At 70.3% G+C, this 21797-nt stretch carries 22 protein-coding genes, 1 rRNA gene and 1 riboswitch; of the genes, 15 read left to right on the forward strand and 8 right to left on the reverse strand.

The features are described from left to right. The first annotated feature begins 127 nt into the window (after window positions 1-127). The 11 genes from rrf (at window position 128) to CG719_RS04750 (ending at window position 10544) form a co-directional block, all read left to right on the forward strand. Window positions 128-244 (forward strand): 5S ribosomal RNA (rrf, locus tag CG719_RS04700). 109 nt (window positions 245-353) lie between these two features. Continuing rightward, a complete protein-coding gene (locus tag CG719_RS04705; protein ID WP_100567216.1) occupies window positions 354-962 on the forward strand; it encodes a CDP-alcohol phosphatidyltransferase family protein in 609 nt (202 codons plus the stop codon). 117 nt (window positions 963-1079) lie between these two features. Beyond that, complete coding sequence (locus tag CG719_RS04710; protein ID WP_100567217.1) at window positions 1080-3575, forward strand: mannose-1-phosphate guanyltransferase; 2496 nt, start codon at window positions 1080-1082, stop codon at window positions 3573-3575. 152 nt (window positions 3576-3727) lie between these two features. Further along, on the forward strand, window positions 3728-4621 hold the full coding sequence (locus CG719_RS04715; RefSeq protein WP_376496205.1) for a DUF881 domain-containing protein: 894 nt from the start codon (window positions 3728-3730) through the stop codon (window positions 4619-4621). After that, a complete protein-coding gene (locus CG719_RS04720) occupies window positions 4618-4950 on the forward strand; it encodes a small basic family protein (protein ID WP_003988855.1) in 333 nt (110 codons plus the stop codon). Before CG719_RS04715 ends, CG719_RS04720 begins: the two co-directional genes overlap by 4 nt. A gap of 5 nt (window positions 4951-4955) precedes the next feature. Then, complete coding sequence (locus CG719_RS04725) at window positions 4956-5825, forward strand: DUF881 domain-containing protein (RefSeq protein WP_100567219.1); 870 nt, start codon at window positions 4956-4958, stop codon at window positions 5823-5825. A gap of 130 nt (window positions 5826-5955) precedes the next feature. Next, window positions 5956-6816, forward strand: a complete 861-nt coding sequence (locus CG719_RS04730; protein WP_199836519.1) for an FHA domain-containing protein — start codon at window positions 5956-5958, stop codon at window positions 6814-6816. A 17-nt stretch (window positions 6817-6833) separates the two neighbouring features. Continuing rightward, on the forward strand, window positions 6834-7571 hold the full coding sequence (gene ftsR / locus CG719_RS04735; protein ID WP_100567221.1) for a transcriptional regulator FtsR: 738 nt from the start codon (window positions 6834-6836) through the stop codon (window positions 7569-7571). An 80-nt stretch (window positions 7572-7651) separates the two neighbouring features. Next, on the forward strand, window positions 7652-8125 hold the full coding sequence (locus CG719_RS04740; RefSeq protein ID WP_037684412.1) for a bifunctional nuclease family protein: 474 nt from the start codon (window positions 7652-7654) through the stop codon (window positions 8123-8125). Window positions 8126-8316: 191 nt separating this feature from the next. Beyond that, the gene (locus tag CG719_RS04745) at window positions 8317-9000 is read left to right on the forward strand and encodes a MerR family transcriptional regulator (RefSeq protein WP_100567222.1); all 684 of its coding nucleotides are present in this window, start codon (window positions 8317-8319) and stop codon (window positions 8998-9000) included. A gap of 101 nt (window positions 9001-9101) precedes the next feature. Then, entirely contained in the window at window positions 9102-10544 is a 1443-nt protein-coding gene (locus CG719_RS04750; RefSeq protein ID WP_100567223.1) for a DNA polymerase IV, read from the forward strand. Here the strand turns inward: CG719_RS04750 and CG719_RS04755 are convergent. Beyond that, window positions 10457-10837, reverse strand: coding sequence for a PRC-barrel domain-containing protein (locus CG719_RS04755; protein ID WP_199836520.1), 381 nt, complete (start codon window positions 10835-10837; stop codon window positions 10457-10459). The two genes, CG719_RS04750 and CG719_RS04755, sit on opposite strands and share 88 nt — an antisense overlap. Window positions 10838-10951: 114 nt before the next feature. Beyond that, a riboswitch (glycine riboswitch) is annotated at window positions 10952-11046 on the forward strand. 175 nt (window positions 11047-11221) lie between these two features. Here CG719_RS04755 and gcvP point away from each other — a divergent pair. After that, on the forward strand, window positions 11222-14107 hold the full coding sequence (gene gcvP, locus CG719_RS04760; RefSeq protein WP_100567225.1) for an aminomethyl-transferring glycine dehydrogenase: 2886 nt from the start codon (window positions 11222-11224) through the stop codon (window positions 14105-14107). Window positions 14108-14161: 54 nt separating this feature from the next. Here the strand turns inward: gcvP and CG719_RS04765 are convergent, their stop codons facing one another. Genes CG719_RS04765 through modA form a run of 4 tightly spaced genes read right to left on the reverse strand, consistent with a single transcriptional unit; the run spans window position 14162 to window position 17444 of the window. Continuing rightward, window positions 14162-14581, reverse strand: a complete 420-nt coding sequence (locus tag CG719_RS04765; protein ID WP_100567226.1) for a TOBE domain-containing protein — start codon at window positions 14579-14581, stop codon at window positions 14162-14164. 58 nt (window positions 14582-14639) lie between these two features. Further along, window positions 14640-15731 (reverse strand): ABC transporter ATP-binding protein, encoded by a 1092-nt coding sequence (locus CG719_RS04770; RefSeq protein ID WP_100567227.1) that lies wholly within the window; start codon window positions 15729-15731, stop codon window positions 14640-14642. A gap of 49 nt (window positions 15732-15780) precedes the next feature. Beyond that, the gene (gene modB / locus CG719_RS04775; RefSeq protein WP_442802712.1) at window positions 15781-16614 is read right to left on the reverse strand and encodes a molybdate ABC transporter permease subunit; all 834 of its coding nucleotides are present in this window, start codon (window positions 16612-16614) and stop codon (window positions 15781-15783) included. Between the two features lie 5 nt (window positions 16615-16619). Beyond that, complete coding sequence (modA, locus tag CG719_RS04780; protein ID WP_100567229.1) at window positions 16620-17444, reverse strand: molybdate ABC transporter substrate-binding protein; 825 nt, start codon at window positions 17442-17444, stop codon at window positions 16620-16622. 197 nt (window positions 17445-17641) lie between these two features. Here modA and CG719_RS04785 point away from each other — a divergent pair, with 197 nt between their 5' ends. Continuing rightward, window positions 17642-18103, forward strand: coding sequence for a molybdopterin-dependent oxidoreductase (locus CG719_RS04785; RefSeq protein WP_100567230.1), 462 nt, complete (start codon window positions 17642-17644; stop codon window positions 18101-18103). A gap of 10 nt (window positions 18104-18113) precedes the next feature. Here the strand turns inward: CG719_RS04785 and CG719_RS04790 are convergent, their stop codons facing one another. From CG719_RS04790 to CG719_RS04800, 3 genes are all read right to left on the reverse strand, one after another. Continuing rightward, window positions 18114-18506: a TOBE domain-containing protein gene (locus tag CG719_RS04790; protein WP_100567587.1), complete on the reverse strand. Its 393-nt coding sequence runs from the start codon at window positions 18504-18506 to the stop codon at window positions 18114-18116. A gap of 118 nt (window positions 18507-18624) precedes the next feature. Continuing rightward, window positions 18625-20574 (reverse strand): APC family permease, encoded by a 1950-nt coding sequence (locus CG719_RS04795; RefSeq protein WP_100567231.1) that lies wholly within the window; start codon window positions 20572-20574, stop codon window positions 18625-18627. 254 nt (window positions 20575-20828) lie between these two features. Continuing rightward, window positions 20829-21386: a hypothetical protein gene (locus tag CG719_RS04800; RefSeq protein ID WP_234375421.1), complete on the reverse strand. Its 558-nt coding sequence runs from the start codon at window positions 21384-21386 to the stop codon at window positions 20829-20831. A 161-nt stretch (window positions 21387-21547) separates the two neighbouring features. Here CG719_RS04800 and CG719_RS35280 point away from each other — a divergent pair, with 161 nt between their 5' ends. Further along, window positions 21548-21706 (forward strand): hypothetical protein, encoded by a 159-nt coding sequence (locus CG719_RS35280; RefSeq protein ID WP_159024810.1) that lies wholly within the window; start codon window positions 21548-21550, stop codon window positions 21704-21706. After that, entirely contained in the window at window positions 21703-21792 is a 90-nt protein-coding gene (gene kdpF / locus CG719_RS04805) for a K(+)-transporting ATPase subunit F (RefSeq protein ID WP_016434100.1), read from the forward strand. Before CG719_RS35280 ends, kdpF begins: the two co-directional genes overlap by 4 nt. Window positions 21793-21797 lie beyond the last annotated feature (5 nt).

Below are 21797 nucleotides of genomic sequence, written 5' to 3' on the forward strand. Positions count from 1 at the left end.
TGGAGGTGACCGGTACTAATAGGCCGAGGGCTTGTCCTCAGTTGCTCGCGTCCACTGTGTTGGTTCTGAAACCACGAACAACCGTCGTAGCCATGTGTTACGGCTCCGGTTGATTGTTTCATAGTGTTTCGGTGGTCATAGCGTGAGGGAAACGCCCGGTTACATTCCGAACCCGGAAGCTAAGCCTCACAGCGCCGATGGTACTGCAGGGGGGACCCTGTGGGAGAGTAGGACGCCGCCGAACTACCTTTAGAGCTCCGGCTCCTGGGCAAACAGCCCGGGAGCCGGAGCTTTTTTGCGTTGGGGTAAAGTCAGGAGGCATCGTCGGTATCTTTCCCACAGGAGGCCCCCGGGTGGAGGTCCAGGAGACCCGTGTCCAGACGGACCGAGTCCTCACCATCCCGAACATCCTCAGCATGGCACGGCTCGTCGGCGTACCCCTCTTCCTGTGGCTGATCCTCCGGCCGGAGTTCGGTGGCCCCAAGAGTGACGGCTGGGCCCTGCTGGTGCTCGCGTTGAGCGGCGTCAGCGACTACCTCGACGGCAAGCTCGCCCGACGGTGGAACCAGGTCAGCAGCCTCGGCCGGCTGCTCGACCCCGCGGCCGACCGGCTCTACGTCCTCTCCACGCTCCTCGGTCTCACCTGGCGCGAGATTCTGCCGCTGTGGCTGACAGCTCTGCTCGTGGCACGCGAATTGATGCTCCTGGTGGCCGTGGGTGTCCTCAGGAGGCACGGCTACCCGCCGCCGCAGGTGAACTTCCTGGGTAAGGCGGCGACGTTCAACCTGATGTATGCGTTCCCCTTGTTGCTGCTCAGTGACGGCAGCGGATGGATCGCGTCACTCGCGGCTATTTTCGGATGGGCGTTCGCCGGATGGGGTACAACGCTCTATTGGTGGGCAGGAGTCCTCTACGTGGTACAAGTCCGCCGTCTGGTCCGTGCGGACGCCATGGCCGACTGAGTTCCCTCATCGAGGCAGCCGCGGGGGCTCCGATGGCCCGCCTGAGAAAAGTGCGGGACAATCAGAACGGGTGCAGTCGGCTAGATCGTCGTCTCTTTGGAGGAGGACGCTTCCGACATGAAGGCCGTCGTGATGGCCGGAGGCGAAGGCACGCGCCTTCGTCCGATGACCTCGAGTATGCCCAAGCCGCTCCTGCCGGTGGTCAACCGGCCGATCATGGAGCATGTGCTGCGGCTGCTCAAAAGGCATGGGCTGAATGAGACCGTCGTCACAGTCCAGTTCCTGGCCTCGTTGGTCAAGAACTACTTTGGAGATGGTGAAGAGCTCGGAATGGAGCTCACCTATGCCAATGAGGAGAAGCCACTCGGAACCGCCGGAAGCGTCAAGAACGCCGAGGAGGCGTTGAAAGACGACGCCTTCCTCGTCATCTCCGGCGATGCCCTGACCGACTTCGACCTCACTCGGCTGATCGATTTCCACAAGGAAAAGGGCGCGATGGTGACCGTGTGTCTCACGCGCGTGCCCAATCCGCTGGAATTCGGTATCACCATCGTCGACGAAGAGGGCAAGGTCGAGCGCTTCCTGGAGAAGCCGACCTGGGGCCAGGTCTTCTCCGACACCGTGAACACGGGCATCTACGTGATGGAGCCCGAGGTGTTCAACTATGTCGACCCCGATGTTCCGGTCGACTGGTCCGGCGACGTCTTCCCACAGCTGATGAAGGAAGGCAAGCCGATCTACGGCTATATCGCCGAGGGCTACTGGGAGGACGTCGGCACCCACGAGAGCTATGTGAAGGCACAGGCGGACGTCCTGGAGGGCAAGGTCGACGTCGCGATCGACGGCTTCGAGATCTCCCCGGGAGTCTGGGTCGCCGAGGGCGCCGAGGTCCACCCGGACGCTGAGCTGCGCGGGCCGCTCTACATCGGCGACTACGCCAAGGTGGAGGCCGGCGCCGAGATCCGCGAGCACACCGTCGTCGGCTCCAACGTCGTCGTGAAGAGCGGTGCCTTCCTTCATAAGGCCGTCGTGCACGACAACGTCTACATCGGCCAGCACAGCAACCTGCGCGGCTGTGTCGTCGGCAAGAACACCGACATCATGCGCGCGGCGCGGATCGAGGACGGAGCGGTCATCGGAGACGAGTGCCTGATCGGTGAAGAATCGATCGTGCAGGGCAATGTCCGGGTGTATCCGTTCAAGACCATCGAGGCCGGCGCCTTCGTCAACACCTCGGTCATCTGGGAGTCGCGGGGCCAGGCGCACTTGTTCGGGGCGCGCGGAGTGTCCGGGATCCTGAACGTGGAGATCACCCCGGAGCTTGCCGTACGGCTCGCCGGCGCCTACGCGACCACGCTCAAGAAGGGCTCCACGGTCACCACGGCCCGCGACCACTCCCGAGGTGCCCGCGCGCTCAAGCGGGCGGTGATCTCGGCCCTCCAGGCCAGCGCCATCGACGTACGGGACCTGGAGAACGTACCGCTGCCGGTGGCCCGGCAGCAGACCGCGCGGGGCAGCGCCGGCGGCATCATGATCCGGACCACGCCCGGGGTACCCGACTCGGTCGACATCATGTTCTTCGACGGACAGGGCGCCGACCTGTCGCAGGGCAGCCAGCGCAAGCTGGACCGGGTCTTCGCGCGCCAGGAGTACCGGCGTGCGTTCCCGGGCGAGATCGGTGACCTGTACTTCCCGTCCAGTGTCTTCGACTCGTACACCGGTTCGCTGCTGCGCAACGTCGACACCACCGGGATCACCGAGTCGGGCCTCAAGGTCGTCGTGGACGCCTCGAACGGCAGTGCCGGGCTTGTTCTGCCCAGCCTGCTCGGCAAGCTCGGTGTGGACTCGCTGACGATCAACCCGGGGCTGAACGAGGCCCGTCCGACGGAGACCACCGACATGCGGCGCGCGGGTCTGGTCCGGCTCGGGGAGATAGTGGCGTCCTCCGGGGCCGCGTTCGGTGTGCGGTTCGACCCGGTGGGCGAGCGGCTGTCGCTCGTCGACGAGCGGGGCCGCATCATCGAGGACGACCGGGCACTGCTGGTGATGCTCGACCTCATCGCCGCCGAGCGGCGCAGCGGCCGGGTCGCGCTGCCCGTCACGACCACGCGGATCGCCGAGCAGGTGGCCGCCTACCACGGCACTCAGGTGGAGTGGACGACGACCTCTCCCGACGACCTCACAAGGGTCGGCGGCGAGGAGGGGACGATCTTCGGCGGCGACGGCAAGGGCGGATTCATCGTCCCGGAGTTCAGCAGTGTCTACGACGGGACGGCGGCGTTCGTACGGCTCATCGGGCTGGTCGCGCGCACCCAGCTCACCCTGAGCCAGATCGACGCCCGGATCCCGCGCGCGCACGTTCTCAAGCGCGATCTGGCGACGCCGTGGGCCGTGAAGGGCCTGGTGATGCGCCGGGTCGTCGAGGCGGCCGGAGACCGCTTCGTGGACACCACGGACGGGGTGCGGGTCGTGGAGACCGACGGCCGCTGGGTGATGGTCCTGCCCGACCCGGCCGAGGCCGTCACCCATCTGTGGGCAGAGGGACCCGACGACGCCTCCGCCCAGGCGCTGCTGGACGAGTGGGCGGCGGTCGTGGACAGCGCCGGCCGGTAGAACAGCAGGTGGACCGGCCGCTGGAGCAGGGCCGCGGCCGGTAGAACGGACAGCACGCGCGCGTGCCGGACAAGTGACCTCCAAGGGCGCCTGTCCGGCACGCCGGTGGGCCCATTCGGAGGTCACGGCCACGTCGTGCGACGATGTGCGGCATGCCGCAGCATCCCCCCATTCGGAGCAACCCCGCGCGGCCCTCCCGACCGGACGCCTCCATGTCGTTGATCACCAACGTCATGGACCACAGCCTCGACGACGGTTACGCCGAGGCCGCCGCCCGGAAGAAGGCCGCGGGCGAGAGCGGCATGCCGAAAACCGTCCGGGCCAAGCTCGGCCTGGCGGGCGGGCTGGTGCTGGCCGCGCTCGTGGTGACCCTGGGAGCGGCCCAGGCGCGTGTGGCGGCCCCGGTCGTCGCCAAGGAGCGCCAGGAGCTGATCGACCGCATCGACAAGGAGACCGCGGCGGCCGACGAGCTCGAGGTGACCGTCGACAAGCTGCGCGACGACGTGAGCGCCCGGCAGCGCCAGGCGCTCCGCGACACCGGCGGCAACCCGCAGGCCGACCTGGTGAGCATGCTGGCGGGCGCCGGCGAGGTGCACGGCCCCGGTGTGCGGCTCGTGGTGGACGACGCCAAGGAGGCCGGCACGAGCGGCGGCGGTCCGCGGGGGACGTCAGGATTCTCCGACACGGGCCGGGTGCGTGACCGGGACATGCAGCGGGTGGTGAACGGGCTGTGGCAGTCGGGTGCCGAGGCCGTCTCCATCAACGGGCAGCGGCTGACGGCCCTGTCGGCGATCAGGGCAGCGGGTGCCGCGATACTGGTCGACAACAAGCCATTGGTGCCGCCGTACACGGTGCTCGCCGTGGGGGACGGGAAACGGCTCAGCGACCGGTTCCAGGACAGCCCCGACGGGCTGTACCTCCAGGCCCTGAAGGACAACTACGGCATCCGGGGCAGCATCTCCGTGGAGAGCGACCTCCGGCTGGCCGCCGCACCGAGTGTGATCGTACGCACAGCACAGCCGAGCACTGGGAAGGGCACATCGTGATCGCCGTACTGGGCCTCGTCGTGGGAGTCGTGGCCGGCCTGTTGGTCCGGCCGGAGGTTCCGGCGGTCGTCGAGCCTTATCTGCCGATCGCCGTCGTCGCGGCGCTGGACGCCGTCTTCGGCGGTCTGCGGGCCATGCTGGACGGCATCTTCGACGACAAGGTCTTCGTCGTGTCGTTCCTGTCCAATGTGGTCGTGGCGGCGCTGATCGTCTTCCTGGGCGACAAGTTGGGCGTGGGGGCCCAGCTGTCCACGGGTGTGGTGGTCGTCCTCGGTATCCGCATCTTCTCCAACGCCGCGGCGATCCGACGGCACGTGTTCCGGGCGTGAGAGTGATGAGCAACCAGGACGAACAGCCCGGGAACGGGCAGCACGACACCCCGCCCGAGCAGCAGCGGCTGCGTCAGGAGCTGCCCGAGGAAGTGCCGGCGCGGACGGCCGCCGGTGAGGGCCCGGGCACCGAGGAGAGTTCCGAGCCCGCGCTGAGCGGTCGCCAGCGGCTGGCCCAGGGGCTGTGGCCGCCGCGCTTCACCCGGGCCCAACTCGTCGTCGCCCTGCTGCTGTTCGGCCTCGGCTTCGGACTCGCGGTCCAGGTCGCGTCCAACAGCAGCGGCGACAACGCGCTCCGCGGCGCCCGGCAGGAGGATCTCGTCCGCATCCTCGATGAACTGGACGACCGGACTCAGCGTCTTGAGGATGAGAAGCAGGGTCTGGAGAAGCAACGCCAGGAGCTGGAGAACAGCTCGGACCAGGCCGAGGAGGCCCGCAGGCAGACGGCCGAGAAGGAGAAGCAACTCGGCATCCTCGCGGGCACGGTGGCGGCGCAGGGACCCGGCATCACGATCACGATCGAGGACACGAAGGGAACGGTCCGGCCGGACATGCTGCTCGACGCGATACAGGAGCTGCGCGCGGCCGGTGCGGAGGCGATCGAGGTGAACGGTGTACGGGTGGTCGCGAACACCTATCTGACCGATTCCGGCAAGGGTGTGGACGTCGACGGGAACAAGATCAACACTCCGTATCGTTTCAAGGTCATCGGCAAGCCGCAGGACCTCGAACCGGCGCTCAACATTCCTGGAGGCGTGGTGCAGACCCTGGAGAAGGAGCAGGCCACGGTGACGATCGACCGTTCGGACAAGATCGTCGTGGACGCCTTGCGGGCGGTGAAGGCGCCTGACTACGCTCGGTCGTCCTCGCGGTGAACCGGCGGTGCATGGCGGTCGTCCGGCAGGGGCATGAGGTTGCGGGGGGTCGGCGCACCGATTGGGTGGTGCGTGGTGGAAACTGTCTGGTGGATACGGACGTTGTGAGGATGTCCGGGTCGACCGGTGTATGCAGTCAGGGTTCGTCCTGCCCCACGGGCGGGTCTGTTTCGGTCAAGGGGAATCGCCCGTGAAGTTGTTTGCGAAGTTGTTCGGCAAGAGTGCGCGAGAGGGCGGCGAGAACGCGACGGCCCGTCACCGCGCACAGCCCGACGCGGAGGGTCAGCGTCCGCTGTTCAGGGACCAGGTGGCCGGTCAGGGCGCGCCGTCGGTTGACCCTGCCCAGTCGGGCGGCATAGGTTTCGGGGAACCGTCAACCTCAGGTACGGCTGGAGGGTTCGCGGCCGGCCCGTACGCGTCCGATGCCCCTGCGGGGCAGCCGCGGCAGGAGGATCCGTCCATGTCCGTCCTGGTGTGCTCGAGGTGCGGTAACCGTAACGCGGAGAACAGCCGCTTCTGTTCGAACTGCGGCGCGCCGCTGCGGCCCGGCGCGACGCCGGAGCGCTCGTCGGAGACGACCTCGACGATCTCCATCTCCGGTCTGGAGGCCTACGACGCCGAGGCCACCGGCCAGACGCCGATGCTGTCTCCGGAGGCACAGGCGGCCGTCGACGCGCTTCCGCTGGGCTCGGCCCTGCTGGTGGTGCGCCGCGGACCGAACTCCGGCAGCCGCTTCCTCCTGGACGGCGAGCTGACCACGGCCGGGCGTCACCCGCAGAGCGACATCTTCCTGGACGACGTGACGGTCTCGCGCCGCCACGTCGAGTTCCGCCGCAGCCCGGACGGTTCGTTCACGGTGGCCGACGTCGGCAGTCTGAACGGCACGTACGTCAACCGGGAGCCGATCGACCAGGTCGCTCTGTCCAACGGCGACGAGGTGCAGATCGGCAAGTACCGGCTGGTCTTCTACTCGAGCCGGCAGGGCGTCTGACCTGTCAGGGAAGGTCCATGCGTCAATCACCGAGCGGCGGTGCCGGGCACGGCACCGCCGCCACGGACAGTGGGCTGAAGAGCATCGGCGCGGTGCTGAACGCGCTGCGCGGTGAGTTTCCCGAGGTCACCGTCTCCAAGATCCGCTTCCTGGAGTCGGAGGGCCTCGTCGAGCCGCGCCGCACCCCCTCTGGGTACCGCAAGTTCAGCACCGGCGACGTCGAGCGGCTGGCCCTGGTCCTGCGGATGCAGCGTGACCACTACCTGCCGTTGAAGGTGATCCGCGAGTACCTGGACGCGATGGAGCGCGGCGAGGCGGTCCATCTGCCGGCGGTCGGCCGGCAGCGTGAGGGCGGATCCGTGCCGCCGCCGGCCGAGGCGCCGGCGGGAGCCCGGATCGGGCGGGCCGAGCTGCTTGCCGCCGTGGGCATCGAGGAGGGGGAGCTCCAGGAGTGGGAGTCGTACGGGCTGCTCACTCCGCCCGCGGACGGTGCCTACGGCGCCGAGGCGGTGACCGTGGCCTCGCTCGTGTCCGAGCTGGGGCGTTTCGGGATCGAGCCCCGGCATCTGCGGGTGATGAAAGCGGCCGCCGACCGGGAGGCCGGGCTCGTCGACCAGGTGGTGGCGCCGCTCAAGCGGCACCGTAACCCGCAGACCAGGGCACATGCGGAGGCCCGCGCCAAGGAGCTCGCCGAGCTCACGGTGCGGCTGCACGCGGTGCTGGTCCAGACGGCGCTCGGGTTGCGGCTCCCGTGAGCGGGCCGGAGAGGGCCGGATCCTCCTCCCATGCCCGGCCCGACTACCCAAACGTCCCGGGCACCGCCTAGGGTTGCTGTGTGAACGAGCTCGATGTCGTAGGTGTCCGGGTCGAGATGCCCTCCAACCAACCGATCGTGCTCCTGCGTGAAGTGGGAGGCGACCGCTACCTCCCCATCTGGATCGGGCCAGGGGAGGCGACGGCGATCGCCTTCGCCCAGCAGGGCATGGCCCCCGCGCGACCGCTGACCCACGACCTGTTCAAGGACGTGCTGGAGGCGGTCGGCCAGGAACTCACGGAAGTGCGCATCACGGACCTGCGTGAAGGCGTCTTCTACGCCGAGCTGGTCTTCGCCAGCGGTGTCGAGGTGAGCGCCCGGCCGTCCGACGCCATAGCGCTGGCCCTGCGCACCGGGACGCCGATCTTCGGCAGTGACACGGTGCTGGACGACGCGGGGATCGCGATCCCGGACGAGCAGGAGGACGAGGTGGAGAAGTTCCGCGAGTTCCTCGACCAGATCTCGCCGGAGGACTTCGGCACCAGTAGCCAGTGAAGCGTCCGAATGAGCCACGGGAGACCGCCCCGCGCCCTCCCTCCGGAGCATTCGGATAGCCTTTCCCGGCGATGGGGTACGCGAAACCACTCTTAGGGTGATTATCACTCGGCGTGCCGAGTGTGGCGATCGTTGACGCACCCCTGGTGACTGCCTACCGTCGAGGAGGCAGGTCAAGGACGGAGGTCGGCGTGAGAAGCAGCGGCGACGGTACGGCTGGGGGTGCCCCCGGACGCAATGCCGGGGGAAGCGGTCCGTACCCTCCCCCGGGCTCTCGGATCCGACCGAGCGGGGGGTATCCCCCTCTCGATGGCGTGGCCGGTCGTGCTCCGCAGCGACCGACGGCGGTGCCGAGCAGCGGAGGGGCGGCGGTCATGGCGACCGAGCAGATCGGCTACCGCGGTCCGACGGCCTGCGCGGCCGCCGGTATCACCTACCGGCAACTGGACTACTGGGCGCGCACCGGGCTGGTCGAGCCCAGCGTGCGGCCCGCCCACGGATCGGGCACCCAGCGCCTCTACAGCTTCCGGGACGTCGTCGTCCTGAAGGTCGTCAAGCGGTTCCTCGACACCGGTGTGTCGCTGCAGAACATCCGTACCGCCGTCCAGCACCTGCGCGAGTGCGGGTTCCGTGACCTGGAGCGGATGACGCTGATGAGCGACGGTGCCACGGTGTACGAGTGCACGTCGCCCGACGAGGTGCACGCCCTGCTCCAGGGCGGCCAGGGAATCTTCGGCATCGCCATCGGCGTGGTGTGGCGCGATGTGGAGAGCGCGCTGTCGCAGCTGCACGGTGAGCGGATCGACACCGGGGAGACGCTCGTGGGGCCCAACCCGCGTGACGAGCTGGCACGGCGGCGCAACCGGGCCGTCTGAGCCGTCCCCCGGGCCGACACGGGCGTTTCGGCCACCGACCCGCCGCTGACCCGGCCCGATCCACCGGGGCGTTGTCAGTGGCGTGGTGCAGCATCGTAGATGTGAGAACCGCACCCACGATCCTCCATCTCGACATGGACGCCTTCTTCGCCTCCGCGGAGCAGGGGTCCAAGCCGAGCCTGCGCGGGAAGGCCGTGGTCGTGGGCGGGCTGGGACCGCGCGGGGTGGTGGCCACCGCGTCGTACGAGGCGCGGGTCTTCGGTGTCCACTCCGCGATGCCGATGGCCCAGGCGCGGCGGCTGGCGCCGAACGCCGCGTACCTCGTGCCGCGCTTCGCCTTCTACCGCTCCATCAGCGAGCGGGTGATGGGCCTGCTGCGGACGCTGTCGCCGCTGGTGGAGCCACTGAGCCTGGACGAGGCGTTCGTGGACCTGGAGGCCGGGGGAGCCGCCTGGGACGCGGAATCCGCCCGGCTGGCGGGGACGAGACTGCGCGCCGACATCCGGGCGGTCACAGGGCTCACGGGGTCCGTGGGGCTGGCCGCCTCCAAGATGCTCGCCAAGATCGGCTCCGAGCGGGCCAAGCCCGACGGGCTGGTGCTCATCGAGCCGGGCACCGAGCGTGCCCTGCTCGGGCCGCTGTCCGTGCGGACCCTGCCGGGCGTCGGCCCGGCCACAGGCGACCATCTGCGGCGGGCCGGGATCCACACCGTCGAGGAGATCGCCGAGGCCGGGGAGGACGAGCTCGTACGGCTGCTGGGCAAAGCGCACGGGCACGCGCTGTACGCGATGGCGCTGGCCCACGACGAGCGTCCCGTCGTCGCCGAGCGCGAGGCGAAGTCGGTGTCCGTCGAGGACACCTACGACGTGGACATCCACGACCGCGTCCGGGTCGCCCTGGAGGTGCAGCGGCTCGCCGACCGCTGCGTGGGGCGGCTGCGCGGTGCCGGTCTGTCGGGGCGCACCATCGTGCTGAAGGTGCGCCGCTACGACTTCTCCACCCTGACCCGCTCCGAGACCCTGCGCGGGCCCACCGACGACCCCGCGGTGATACGGGAGGCGGCCGCCCGGCTGCTGGACTCCGTGGACACCACCGGCGGCGTGCGGCTGCTCGGCGTGGGTGTGTCAGGGCTCGCCGACTACACCCAGGAGGACCTGTTCGCGCAGGCGGCGGGCGCGCAGGCCGAGGGAGCGGAGGGTCGCGGCCCGGCCGAGGAGCGGCCCGAGGAACCCGCCGAGCAGCAGCCGGCGCACACCGAGCGGCGGTTGCCGGCGGGCCACGACGTGCGGCACGCCGAGTACGGCCACGGATGGGTGCAGGGCAGCGGTCTCGGCCGCGTCACCGTCCGCTTCGAGACCCCCGGCTCCGCGCCGGGCCGGGTCCGCACGTTCCCTCTGGACGACCCGGACCTGGAACCGGCCGAACCCCTGCCTCTGGTCCCTGAGGTTCCTCCGGCTCAGCTCTCGTCCGGGCCCGAGCCGGAGCCCGCCAGCTTGCCGAAGCGGTGGTCCGGGACGGCCGGGGGAGCCACGTCGAGGCCGTAGTGGTGGTAGAGCTGCAGTTCCTGCTCGGGGGACAGGTGGCGGCCCACGCCGAAGTCGGGGGCCTCCTTGATCAGTGTGCGGTCGAAGGGGACGCGCAGGGTACCCTCGACCAGTTCGCTGGGTTCCAGGGGGACGAAGGCGTCCCGGGAGAACAGGCCGGTGCGTATCGCCGCCCACTCCGGTATTCCGGTGGCGTCATCGAGGTAGACCTCGTCCACCGTGCCGATCTTGTGGCCGTTGCGGTCGAGCGCCTTGCGGCCGATCAGGTTGCGCGGATCGATCTCCGTCTGCACTGTCCCTCCACGTGGTCGCAACTCATCCGTAAGCACTACAAAAGAGCACATTCGGCAGAGCGGCCACTCGAAGGCCCGTGCGGCTGCCCCGCTGGTACGCTGGGCAACGGCTGCTGACCCCGTGCGGGAGAGCCCTCCGGCATCACCGGGGGCGCCGAAGGAGCAAATCCTCCCCGGAATCTCTCAGGCCCACGTACCGCACGGACGAGGTCACTCTGGAAAGCAGAGCGGATTTCGACGTCTTCCGCTCTCACCGACGGTGAAAACCGGGGCCCTCGGGCGGCCCGGTGAAACTCTCAGGTTGAGATGACAGAGGGGGAGGCCGTCGGGACACCCGTGCCGTGGTGTCCCTCGAAGGTCGTGTCAGACCAGGAGGCCTCCGCAATGACCGCCCAGCGCATTCCGCTCTCCGAGCTCGAACAGGGCATCCCCTTCGAACAGCGCCACATCGGGCCCGACCCGGAGGCGCGGGCCAAGATGCTCGCGCAGGTCGGCTACGGCTCGCTCGACGAGCTCACCGCCGCCGCGGTGCCCGATGTGATCAAGAACGCCGACGCGCTCGACCTGCCCGGCGCGCGCACCGAGGCCGAGGTGCTGGCAGAGCTGCGCTCCCTCGCCGACCGCAACCAGGTCCTCGGCTCGATGATCGGACTCGGCTACTACGGGACCTTCACCCCGCCGGTCATCCTGCGCAACGTCATGGAGAACCCGGCCTGGTACACGGCCTACACCCCCTACCAGCCGGAGATCTCCCAGGGCCGCCTCGAGGCGCTGCTGAACTTCCAGACCGTGGTCGCCGACCTGACCGGTCTGCCGACCTCCGGCGCGTCCCTGCTCGACGAGGGCACCGCCGCCGCCGAGGCCATGTCGCTGTCCCGGCGCATGGGCAAGAACAAGAAGGGCCTGTTCCTGGTCGACGCGGACGCGCTGCCGCAGACCATCGCGGTCATCCAGACCCGCGCCGAGCCGACCGGTGTCGAGGTCGTCGTCGCCGACCTGAGCGCGGGCATCCCCGCCGAGATCGCCGAGCGCGAGATCAACGGCGTGCTCCTGCAGTACCCGGGCGCCTCCGGCGCCGTGCGCGACCTGAAGCCCGTCATCGACCAGGCGCACGAGCTGGGCGCCCTGGTCACTGTCGCCGCCGACCTGCTCGCGCTCACCCTGCTGAAGTCGCCCGGCGAGCTCGGCGCGGACATCGCCGTCGGCACCACCCAGCGCTTCGGTGTGCCGATGGGCTTCGGCGGCCCGCACGCCGGCTTCATGGCGGTGCAGGAGAAGTTCGCGCGCAGCCTGCCCGGCCGCCTGGTAGGCGTCTCCGTCGACGCCGACGGCAACAAGGCCTACCGCCTCGCCCTGCAGACCCGCGAGCAGCACATCCGCCGCGAGAAGGCCACCAGCAACATCTGCACCGCCCAGGTGCTGCTCGCCGTCATGGCCGGCATGTACGCGGTCTACCACGGCCCCGAGGGCCTGCGGGACATCGCGCTGCGCACCCACCGCTACGCCACGGTCCTCGCCGAGGGCCTCGAGGCCGGCGGCTTCGAGGTCGTGCACGGCGCGTACTTCGACACGCTGACCGTCAAGGCCGAGGGGCGTGCCGCCGAGGTCGTCGCCGCGGCCCGCGAGGGCGGCGTCAACCTGCGTCTCGTCGACGCCGACCACGTCTCGGTCGCCTGCGACGAGACCACCGTCCGGGACCGGCTGCGCGCCGTGTGGGCCGCCTTCGGTGTCGGAGGCGACATCGAGGCGCTGGACGCGTCCGCCGGGGACGCGCTGCCCGAGGCGCTGCTGCGCACCGACGGCTACCTCACCCACCCCGTCTTCCACCAGTACCGGTCCGAGACCGCGATGCTGCGCTACCTGCGCCGGCTGGCCGACCGCGACTACGCGCTCGACCGCGGCATGATCCCGCTGGGCTCGTGCACCATGAAGCTCAACGCGACGACCGAGATGGAGCCGGTCACCTGGCCGGAGTTCGGGCAGATGCACCCGTTCGTGCCCGCCGAGCAGGCGGACGGCTACCTCATCCTCATCCGTGAGCTGGAGGAGCGTCTCGCCGAGGTCACCGGCTACGACAAGGTCTCCCTCCAGCCGAACGCCGGATCCCAGGGCGAGCTGGCCGGTCTGCTCGCCGTGCGCGGTTACCACCGGGCCAACGGCGACGAGCAGCGCACCATCTGCCTCATCCCGTCCTCCGCGCACGGCACCAACGCCGCCAGCGCCGTGATGGCCGGCATGAAGGTCGTCGTCGTCAAGACCGCCGAGGACGGCGAGATCGACGTCGACGACCTGCGGGCGAAGATCGAGCAGCACCGCGAGCAGCTGGCCGTGCTGATGATCACCTACCCGTCCACGCACGGCGTGTTCGAGGAGCACGTCGCCGACATCTGCGCGCAGGTCCACGAGGCCGGCGGCCAGGTGTACGTCGACGGCGCCAACCTCAACGCCCTGGTGGGCCTCGCCAAGCCGGGCCACTTCGGCGGCGACGTCTCCCACCTGAACCTGCACAAGACGTTCTGCATCCCGCACGGCGGCGGCGGTCCCGGCGTCGGCCCGGTCGGCGTGCGCTCCCACCTGGCGCCGTACCTGCCCAACCACCCGCTGCAGCCCGGCGCCGGCCCGGAGACCGGGGTCGGCCCGATCTCGGCCGCGCCGTGGGGCTCCGCCGGCATCCTGCCGATCTCCTGGGCCTATGTCCGCCTGATGGGCGGCGAGGGCCTCAAGCGGGCCACGCAGGTCGCCGTGCTCAGCGCCAACTATGTCGCCAAGCGCCTCGAGCCGCACTACCCGGTGCTCTACACCGGCCCCGGCGGCCTGGTCGCCCACGAGTGCATCATCGACCTGCGCCCGCTGACCAAGGCGACCGGTGTGACCGTGGACGACGTGGCCAAGCGGCTGATCGACTACGGCTTCCACGCGCCGACGATGTCGTTCCCGGTGGCCGGCACGCTGATGATCGAGCCGACCGAGTCGGAGGACCTGGCCGAGCTGGACCGGTTCTGCGATGCGATGATCGCGATCCGCGCCGAGATCGAGAAGGTCGGTGCCGGACAGTGGGCCGAGGACGACAACCCGCTGCGCGGCGCCCCGCACACCGCCGCCGCGCTCGGCGGGGAGTGGGAGCACGGCTACACCCGTGAGGAGGCCGTCTTCCCGGCCGGGGTCTCGGTGGCCGACAAGTACTGGCCGCCGGTGCGCCGCATCGACCAGGCCTTCGGCGACCGCAACCTCGTCTGCTCCTGCCCGCCGCTGGACGCGTACGAGGACTGAGCGAGCGGCTCACAGGGCTCCCGTCCGACCCGGGCGGGAGCCCTCGCCGTGTCGTCACACGGTGGCCAGGGCGACCTCGGTCGACTTGATCAGGGCGGTGACGTGTGTGCCCTGCGCCAGGCCGAGGTCCGTGACGGCGTCCCTGGTGATCGCGGCGGTCAGCTCGCCGCCCGCCACGCCGACCCGGACGGACGCCATGGCCGCGCCGAGGGTGATCCGGCTGACGGTGCCCGGCAGCCGGTTGCGGATGGACAGGCCCTCCACCGGACCGGTGGCCAGGGACACCTCCGTCGACTTCACCAGGGCGCGCACGGTGGTGCCCTCGCTCAGCCGCAGGTCCTCGACGGCGTCCCGGGTGATCGCGGACGTGAGCCGGCCGCCTCCGTCCAGGCGTACGTGAACGAGGGCCATCGCCTCGTCGGGGGTGACGGAGGTGACCGTTCCGGGCAACTGGTTGCGCATGCTCAGGCTCATGGGGGTGCCTCGTGGGGTGGGGGACGTGCTGATCACCCACCGTAGGGCGGCCGGTGCCTCAAGCCGGGTAGGCGTGGGTCTGCGTCGCCTTGACGGTCGCCCAGACCGCCGCGCCCGGGTGCAGATCCAGTTCGGCGGCCGCGACCGTGGTCAGGTCCGCGGTGAGGGCGAGTTCACCGGTCAGGTCGGCGCGGATCTGGTCGCCGTGGGTCTCCAGGCCGGCGACCTCGCACTGCCACAGGTTGCGCGCGCTGGAGCCCGAGGGGCGGTCCCGGTAGAGAGTGACCGCACTCGGCGGGAAGGCCACGAAGACCGCTCCCGACAGCGCCTCAGTGATGGTGACGGCGGGTCCGGACGCGAGGCGGACGGTGTGGCCCTCCGCCTCGCCGCGGTAGAGGTTCAGGCCCACCAGCTGTGCGACGTAGTCGGTGCGCGGACGGCGGGCGATCTCCGACGGGGTGCCCTCCTGGACGACACGGCCGTGCTCGACGACGACCAGCCGGTCGGCCAGCACCATCGCGTCCAGCGGGTCATGGGTGACCAGGACGGCGACGGCCTCGAACTCGGCGAGGTGCCGGCGGAGCTGGGCGCGGACCTCCAACCGGGTGCGGGCGTCGAGCGCGGCGAGCGGTTCGTCGAGCAGCAGCAGCCGCGGCCCGGTGGCCAGGGCGCGGGCCAGGGCCACGCGCTGTGCCTGGCCGCCGGAGAGACGGCGGGGCTTGGCCCCGGCGTGGTCGGCCAGCCCCATCCGGTCCAGCCACCGCGCGGCCTGCGCGCGGGCCTCGGACTTGGACGCGCCCCGGCAGCGCGGTCCGAAGGCCACGTTGTCCAGGGCCGACAGATGCGGGAACAGCAGGTAGTCCTGGAAGACCACACCGACCGGGCGTGACTCGGGCGGCGTGCGGTCCAGGGCGGCGCCGTCCAGGCGCAGATGGCCGCCGGTGAGCGGCACCAGGCCCGCCAGGGCGCGCAGCGCCGTCGTCTTCCCGGCGCCGTTCGGGCCGAGCAGCGCCACCACGTCGCCCGGGGCGGCGGTGAGCGCGACGTCGAGGCGGAAGGTGCCGTGGTCGACGACGAGGCGGGCGTCCAGGCCCTCGCCCTTCGCGCCCCCGGCGCGCACGCCGGCCGGGGTCCGGTCGATGTCGGTCATGAGATGAACGTCCTGGATACGGGGCGGGCCGGGATCGGCGGCGGCGTCATCACGAGGCCGTCATCCAACGGTCCCGCAGACCCGCCAGTACGGCGATCGACACCGCGAGCAGCACCAGGCTCAGGGAGATCGCCGCCGCCGGATCGTTCTGCAGGGCCAGGTAGACGGCCAGCGGCATGGTCTGCGTACGGCCGGGGAAGTTGCCGGCGAAGGTGATCGTCGCGCCGAACTCGCCGAGCGCCCGCGCCCAGGCGAGCACGGCGCCCGCGGCGATGCCCGGCGCGATCAGCGGCAGGGTGACCCGGCGGAACGCGGTGAAGCGTGAGGCGCCCAGTGTGGTGGCCGCCTCCTCGTAGCGCGGGTCGGCGGCCCGCAGTGTGCCCTCGACGCTGATCACGAGGAACGGCATGGCCACGAACGCCTCCGCGACCACCACCCCGGCCGTGGTGAACGGCAGTGTGATCCCGAACCAGGAGTCCAGCCACTGCCCGACGACGCCGTTGCGTCCCAGGGCCAGCAGCAGGGCCACACCGCCCACGACCGGCGGCAGCACGAGCGGCAGCGTGACCAGGGCCCGGACGAATCCGCGTCCGGGGAAGTCCGTACGGGCCAGCAGCCAGGCCAGCGGAACGCCGAGCACCAGGCTCACGGCGGTGGCGGCGGTGGCGCTGACCAGGGACAACTGGAGCGCCTGCCACACCTCGGCGCTGGTCAGCTGGCCCGGCAGGCTGCGCCAGGGCGCCCGGATCAGCAGCGCGAGCAGCGGCAGCAGCAGGAAGGCCAGGCCGACCAGGGCGGGGACCAGCAGAGGCAGCGGCGCGCCACCGAGCGCGCGACCGCGCCGCGACCTGTTCTTCCGGGTCGCGACGCGGGCCTCGTCGATCCCGGTCACGGCTTCAGGAACCCGGCCCCGGTCAGGACCTTCTGGCCGTCGGCCGACGTCACCAGCTCGATGAACGCCTTGGCCGTGGCGGCGTTCGGCGCGTTCTTGAGCAGGGCGATCGGGTAGTCGTTGACGGCCTCGGCCGACTCCGGGAACTCCACGCCCTGGACCCGGTCGGCGGCGGCCTTCACATCGGTCTTGTAGACGAGGGCGGCGTCGGCCTCCTTCAGCTCGACCTTCGTCAGGGCGCTCTTGACGTCCTGCTCGTAGGAGACCGGGGTCAGCTTGAGGTTGCTCGCCTCCAGCACCTTCTGGGCGGCGGCGCCGCAGGGCACGGTCTTGTCGCACAGGACGACCTTCAGACCGGACTTGGTGAGGTCCTTCAGCGAGGAGATCTTGTCCGGGTTGCCCGGCGCGGTCGCGATCTCCAGCTGGTTGCGGACGAAGGTGACCGGTGTTCCGTCCGCGTCGTTCTTGTCGGTCACGATCGCCATGGTTTTGGGGCTGGCGGCGGCGAACACGTCGGCGGGGGCACCGGAGGTGATGCTCGCGGCGAGGCTGTCGCTGCCGCCGAAGTTGAAGCTGACCTTGGCGCCCGGGTGCTGCTGCTCGAACTGCTTGCCGAGCGCGGTGAAGCTCTCCTTGAGCGAGGCGGCGGCGAAGACGGTCACAGTGCCGGACAGCTTCGGCGCGGCGGACGCCGACGTGTCGGATCCGGCCGTGGACGAACCGTCGGAGGACGACGCGGAGCAGGCGCTGAGGACGAGCAACGCCGCGGCCCCCGCCACTCCCGACTGCAGCATCCTGGTCCGTCGCGTGGAACGGGTCATCACGGTTCTACTCCTCTGGCTCTGCACGGAAGAAGCTGTCGCGCCCTGCCACGACCGTTCGATGGCCGTGAAGCGATCATACTGCCGCAATTGCCAGGTGTAAGACCCCTGTTGCATCGCATGAGCCGGTGCTGCACGAGACATGCCTTGCATGTGCGTTTGTACGGTGCGGTCGCTCGGGTACGGACCCTCAGGAGGTGGTGCCCGTGACGCTCGCGGAGCTCGACCTGACCGGCGACCTCGCCCGCCCGGCCCGGCTGACCGTGCGGGATCTGCTCGGGTGGCCGCAGCACGGGGTGGGAGTCGCCTTCGCCTGCGCCACGAGCGGGGTGCAGCACCACCGCTTCACCGGACCGCGCCTGTACGACGTGCTGTCCGCGGCGGGGCCCGGTTTCGACCCGGCCCGGCGCAAGGACCGGCTGCGCTTCCTGATCGCGGTCACGGCCGCCGACGGGCACCACGCGCTGCTGTCGTGGGCGGAGATCGACCCCGACTTCGCCGACGCTCCGGTCCTGCTCGCGGTGAGCATCGACGGCACCCGGCTCGACGGCGCCGGCCCCCAGCTGGTCCTGCCGCAGGACCGCTGCGGCGCGCGGTACGTCAGCGGCGTACGGGCGATCCGAGTGGACGGCGGCTATCGCGCGCGTGACCGGGTGTGAGCCGGTTCGCTCATGCCCGGTCGATGTGCACGTTCGTCGACTTCACACGGGCGGTGGCCTCCATGCCGACCTCCAGGCCCAGTTCCTCCACGGCCTCCCGGGTCAGCAGGGAGACGAGCCGGTGCGGGCCGGCCTGGATCTCCACCTGGGCGGCGACGTCGCCGAGCTTGATGGCGGTCACGATGCCGGCGAAGGCGTTGCGGACCGACGTGTACGAGGGGCCCTCCTCGCCGCCGCCGCGGGCCAGTTCGACCGAGAACGCGGCGAGGTCCCGGCCGTCGATGAGCCGGCGTCCGCTGTCGTCGCGGTGGGTTGCCATCCGGCCCGCGTCCGCCCAGCGGCGCGCCGTGTCCGGGCTGACGCCGAGCAGCCGGGCCGCCTGCCCGATCGTGTAGGACTGCATGCCGGTCACGATAGAGCCGCAGGTGGTGTGAGGCTGACCTGGGGGTGGGCCGTTCGCGGGCGCGGCTCAGCCGGTGGTGGCGGCCGGCCGGTGGGCACCCGTCTTCGCCCGGAGCCGCTCAGCCGGTGTGCACCCGCGGGCGCTTGGCGCGGTCCGGCTCCGCCTCGCGCAGCACCTCGCGCGTGACCGGCGCGACCTCGCCCTGGCCGAAGAGGAAGAAGCGCAGGAAGTTGGCGAACGGGTTGCCCTCGGTCCACTCGAAGTAGATGTGCGGGGTGCGGCCGGTCATCTCCCGGACGTGGAGGAGGAGCGCGGCCAAGGCGTTCGGGACGGACGCGGACTCCATGGCCAGCACCCGGTAGCGGTCGTGCCTGACCTCCCCGCACACGGTCAGTCCGGCCTCGAACTCCGAGGGGTCGGTGACCGTCACCTCGACGAAGACGAAGTCCTCCGTGAGCGGGATGTCGCTGTCGCTGCGGATCTGCTCGATCTTGTCGCGGTATTCGGCCTTGTCCTGCCGCTCCGGTTCCTTGGCGATGAACCGGATCTTGCGGCTGGCGATGTCCCTGACGAACCGCTCCGCCATGCCGTCCAGCGTCACGCTCGTCACCCGCAGCTCGAACGAACGGGCGAGCCGGGACATCAGCGAGACCAGGACGATCCCGGTGATGAAGCAGGCGCCGATCTTCACACCGTCGGGACGCTCGATGATGTTGACGACGGTCGTGTAGAGGAACACGGCCGAGATGACCCCGAACGCGATGGTCCACTTGTGCTGGCCGGCCCTGCGGGCGGCGATGGTCACCGCGATCGCCGCGGAGCTGATCAGCACGAGCACGCCCGTGGCGTACGCGCCGCCCTGCTTGTCGACGTTGGCGTCGAAGATCCAGGTGACCAGGAAGCCGATCAGGGTGAAGACGATGACCATCGGGCGGACCGCCCGCGCCCAGTGCGGGGCCATCCCGTAGCGGGGCAGGTACCGCGGCATCAGGTTGAGCAGCCCGGCCATCGCGGAGGCGCCCGCGAACCACAGGATCAGGATGGTCGAGACGTCGTAGACCGTGCCGAAGGTGTTGCCGAGGTACTCGTGCGCCAGATAGGCCAGGGCACGGCCGTTGGCCTGGCCGCCGGCCTTGAACTCCGGCGCCGGGATCAGCAGCGTGGTGATGAAGCTGGTGGCGATCAGGAAGCAGCTCATGATCAGCGCGGCCGTGGTGAGCAGCTTCCTGGTGTCCCGGATCCGGCCGGTGGGCCGCTCCTCGGTGTCGTCCGGGTCGCCCCGCACGTGCGGCATGACGGCGACGCCGGTCTCGAAGCCGGACAGGCCGAGCGCGAGTTTGGGGAAGACGAGCAGGGCCACGCCGACCATGAGGAAGACGTTGCCGTGCTGGGCGGTCAGCGCGTTGGTCCAGTCGGTGACCACATGGCCGGCGGTGAGGACGTGCCACAGACCGACGGCCACCACCACGACGTTCAGCGCGAGATAGACCCCGACCAGGACGAAGGCGACGCCGATCGCCTCCACGAAGCCCTTGAGGAAGACCGCGCCGAGCAGTGCGATGAGCAGGAGCGTGATCAGCATCTGGTGGCTGTGCAGCGCGGCCGTCAGATGCGGGTTCTCCACCAGGTGCGTCGAGGCGTCCGCGGCCGACAGTGTCATGGTGATCAGGAAGTCGGTGGCGGCGAAGCCGAGCAGGGCCAGCACGAACAGCTTGCCCTGCCAGAACGACAGCAGCCGCTCCAGCATGGCGATCGAGCCCGCGCCGTGCGGGCTCTCCGACGCCACCCTGCGATACACCGGCAGGGCGCCCGCGAGGGTGACCAGGACCAGCACGAGGGTGGCGATCGGCGACAGCAGCCCGGCCGCGAGCGCCGCGATGCCCGGCTGGTAGCCGAGTGTCGAGAAGTAGTCCACGCCGGTCAGGCACATCACCCTCCACCACCGCTGCCCCTTGTGCGGGGGCTCCGGCAGGGCGTGCGGGGCCTGCTGGATGCCCTTGCCCATGTCGGACAGGCCCTCCAGCATCCAGGCGCGCAGACGACTGGGAGGGTGCTCGGTGGGCGCCATGCCCCTGCTCCTGAGGTGTGGCTCGCGTGCGGACCGGCCGCCACGGACCGGGCCGCCATGCGGACGGGTCACCAGCGTATGCGGAGAGTAACGCAAGGGCTCACGAGTACCCGTGTGAGCAGGCGTCAACCTTTCGGCAAGGGCGGGCGTGGCGATCCCGATATCACCTCATGACCAGCGGACACGCAGGTTTTACCGCGCACTGGACCGTCCGGGGGAAAGACGGCAGCCGAACCCGCGGTGGACACCCAGCGTCATGACTCCAGTCCCGAGACCCGGAACACCGCCAGCGCGGTCTCCCGGTCGACCTGCTCGGAGATGTCGCGCAGCTCGTCCGTCCCGCACCGGAGCCTGCCCGCGGCCACACAGTGCCGGGCGTCCTCGTCGAGGCGGTACCAGACGTCGGGATGGTCCACCAGGACCTCGGGATCCAGCTCCACCCGCCCGCCGAGGGAGTCCCGCAGCACCAGCCGGCGGCATACACCGTCGACCGCGCGCACCGACACCAGCAGGTCGGTACGGACCAGGCGGCTGCGCAGCAGCGACCGGGAGGCGATCCAGCCCCGGCCGGCGCGGACGCGCGGCGGACACAGCACCACGAAGAGCAGCACCGCGAGCGTGAACCAGAGCACGCCGCGCCACCAGGTGAGGCTGCCCGTGCCCCAGTCGATCAGGAACAGCAGGGCGAGCAGTGCCGCGGAGCAGCAGACCGAGGTGCGCAGTTCCCGCGCCCACGGGTGGGTCCGGGCCGTGCGGCCGGGTTCCCGCGGCACCGGGTCGGTGCCGGCTCGCTCGTCGTCGCGGAGTCCCATGTGTCCGACGTTAGGGCCCCCGGAGAGCTTCGGCACCTGCCCTTGACACGCCCCTGACGCGCCCGGACCGGTTCTTGACGCCACCCCGCCGCCGCAGCCGGGTGGCGCGTCGTCAGGGGTCCGTCAAGGGTGGGTGTGCCGCCGTATGGGAGCCGTCAACGGTGGTCGGAATCGGCCAGAGGAGGTCGTTTCCTCGAATCGTTGATGTCCGTTCGTCCTCACTCCAGGAGTTCGCGATGGCCGATGTGGCCTTCGTCGTCGTCACGGTCGCGGTGTTCGCGCTCGTGGCCCTCGCCGTCAAGGGGGTGACGAAGCTGTGACCGCCGAGAACATCGTCGGCCTGGTCGTGGCCGTCGCCCTGCTGGGCTATCTCGTCCTCGCCCTGATCTTCCCGGAGAGGTTCTGAGCCGC

The sequence above is a fragment of the Streptomyces sp. CB01373 genome, from assembly GCF_002803075.1.
Taxonomy (GTDB): Bacteria; Actinomycetota; Actinomycetes; order Streptomycetales; family Streptomycetaceae; genus Streptomyces.

Bases quoted from the DNA above. Each gene is read 5' to 3' on its own strand.
- CG719_RS04710 (WP_100567217.1), top strand. From the start codon at position 1,080: ATGAAGGCCGTCGTGATGGCCGGAGGCGAAGGCACGCGCCTTCGTCCG.
- CG719_RS04730 (WP_199836519.1), top strand. From the start codon at position 5,956: ATGCAGTCAGGGTTCGTCCTGCCCCACGGGCGGGTCTGTTTCGGTCAA.
- ftsR (WP_100567221.1), top strand. From the start codon at position 6,834: ATGCGTCAATCACCGAGCGGCGGTGCCGGGCACGGCACCGCCGCCACG.
- modA (WP_100567229.1), bottom strand. From the start codon at position 17,444: ATGACCCGTTCCACGCGACGGACCAGGATGCTGCAGTCGGGAGTGGCG.
- CG719_RS04715 (WP_376496205.1), top strand. From the start codon at position 3,728: ATGCCGCAGCATCCCCCCATTCGGAGCAACCCCGCGCGGCCCTCCCGA.
- CG719_RS04725 (WP_100567219.1), top strand. From the start codon at position 4,956: ATGAGCAACCAGGACGAACAGCCCGGGAACGGGCAGCACGACACCCCG.
- CG719_RS04795 (WP_100567231.1), bottom strand. From the start codon at position 20,574: ATGGCGCCCACCGAGCACCCTCCCAGTCGTCTGCGCGCCTGGATGCTG.
- CG719_RS04765 (WP_100567226.1), bottom strand. From the start codon at position 14,581: ATGAGCCTGAGCATGCGCAACCAGTTGCCCGGAACGGTCACCTCCGTC.
- CG719_RS04800 (WP_234375421.1), bottom strand. From the start codon at position 21,386: ATGGGACTCCGCGACGACGAGCGAGCCGGCACCGACCCGGTGCCGCGG.
- CG719_RS04790 (WP_100567587.1), bottom strand. From the start codon at position 18,506: ATGCAGTCCTACACGATCGGGCAGGCGGCCCGGCTGCTCGGCGTCAGC.
- gcvP (WP_100567225.1), top strand. From the start codon at position 11,222: ATGACCGCCCAGCGCATTCCGCTCTCCGAGCTCGAACAGGGCATCCCC.
- CG719_RS04770 (WP_100567227.1), bottom strand. From the start codon at position 15,731: ATGACCGACATCGACCGGACCCCGGCCGGCGTGCGCGCCGGGGGCGCG.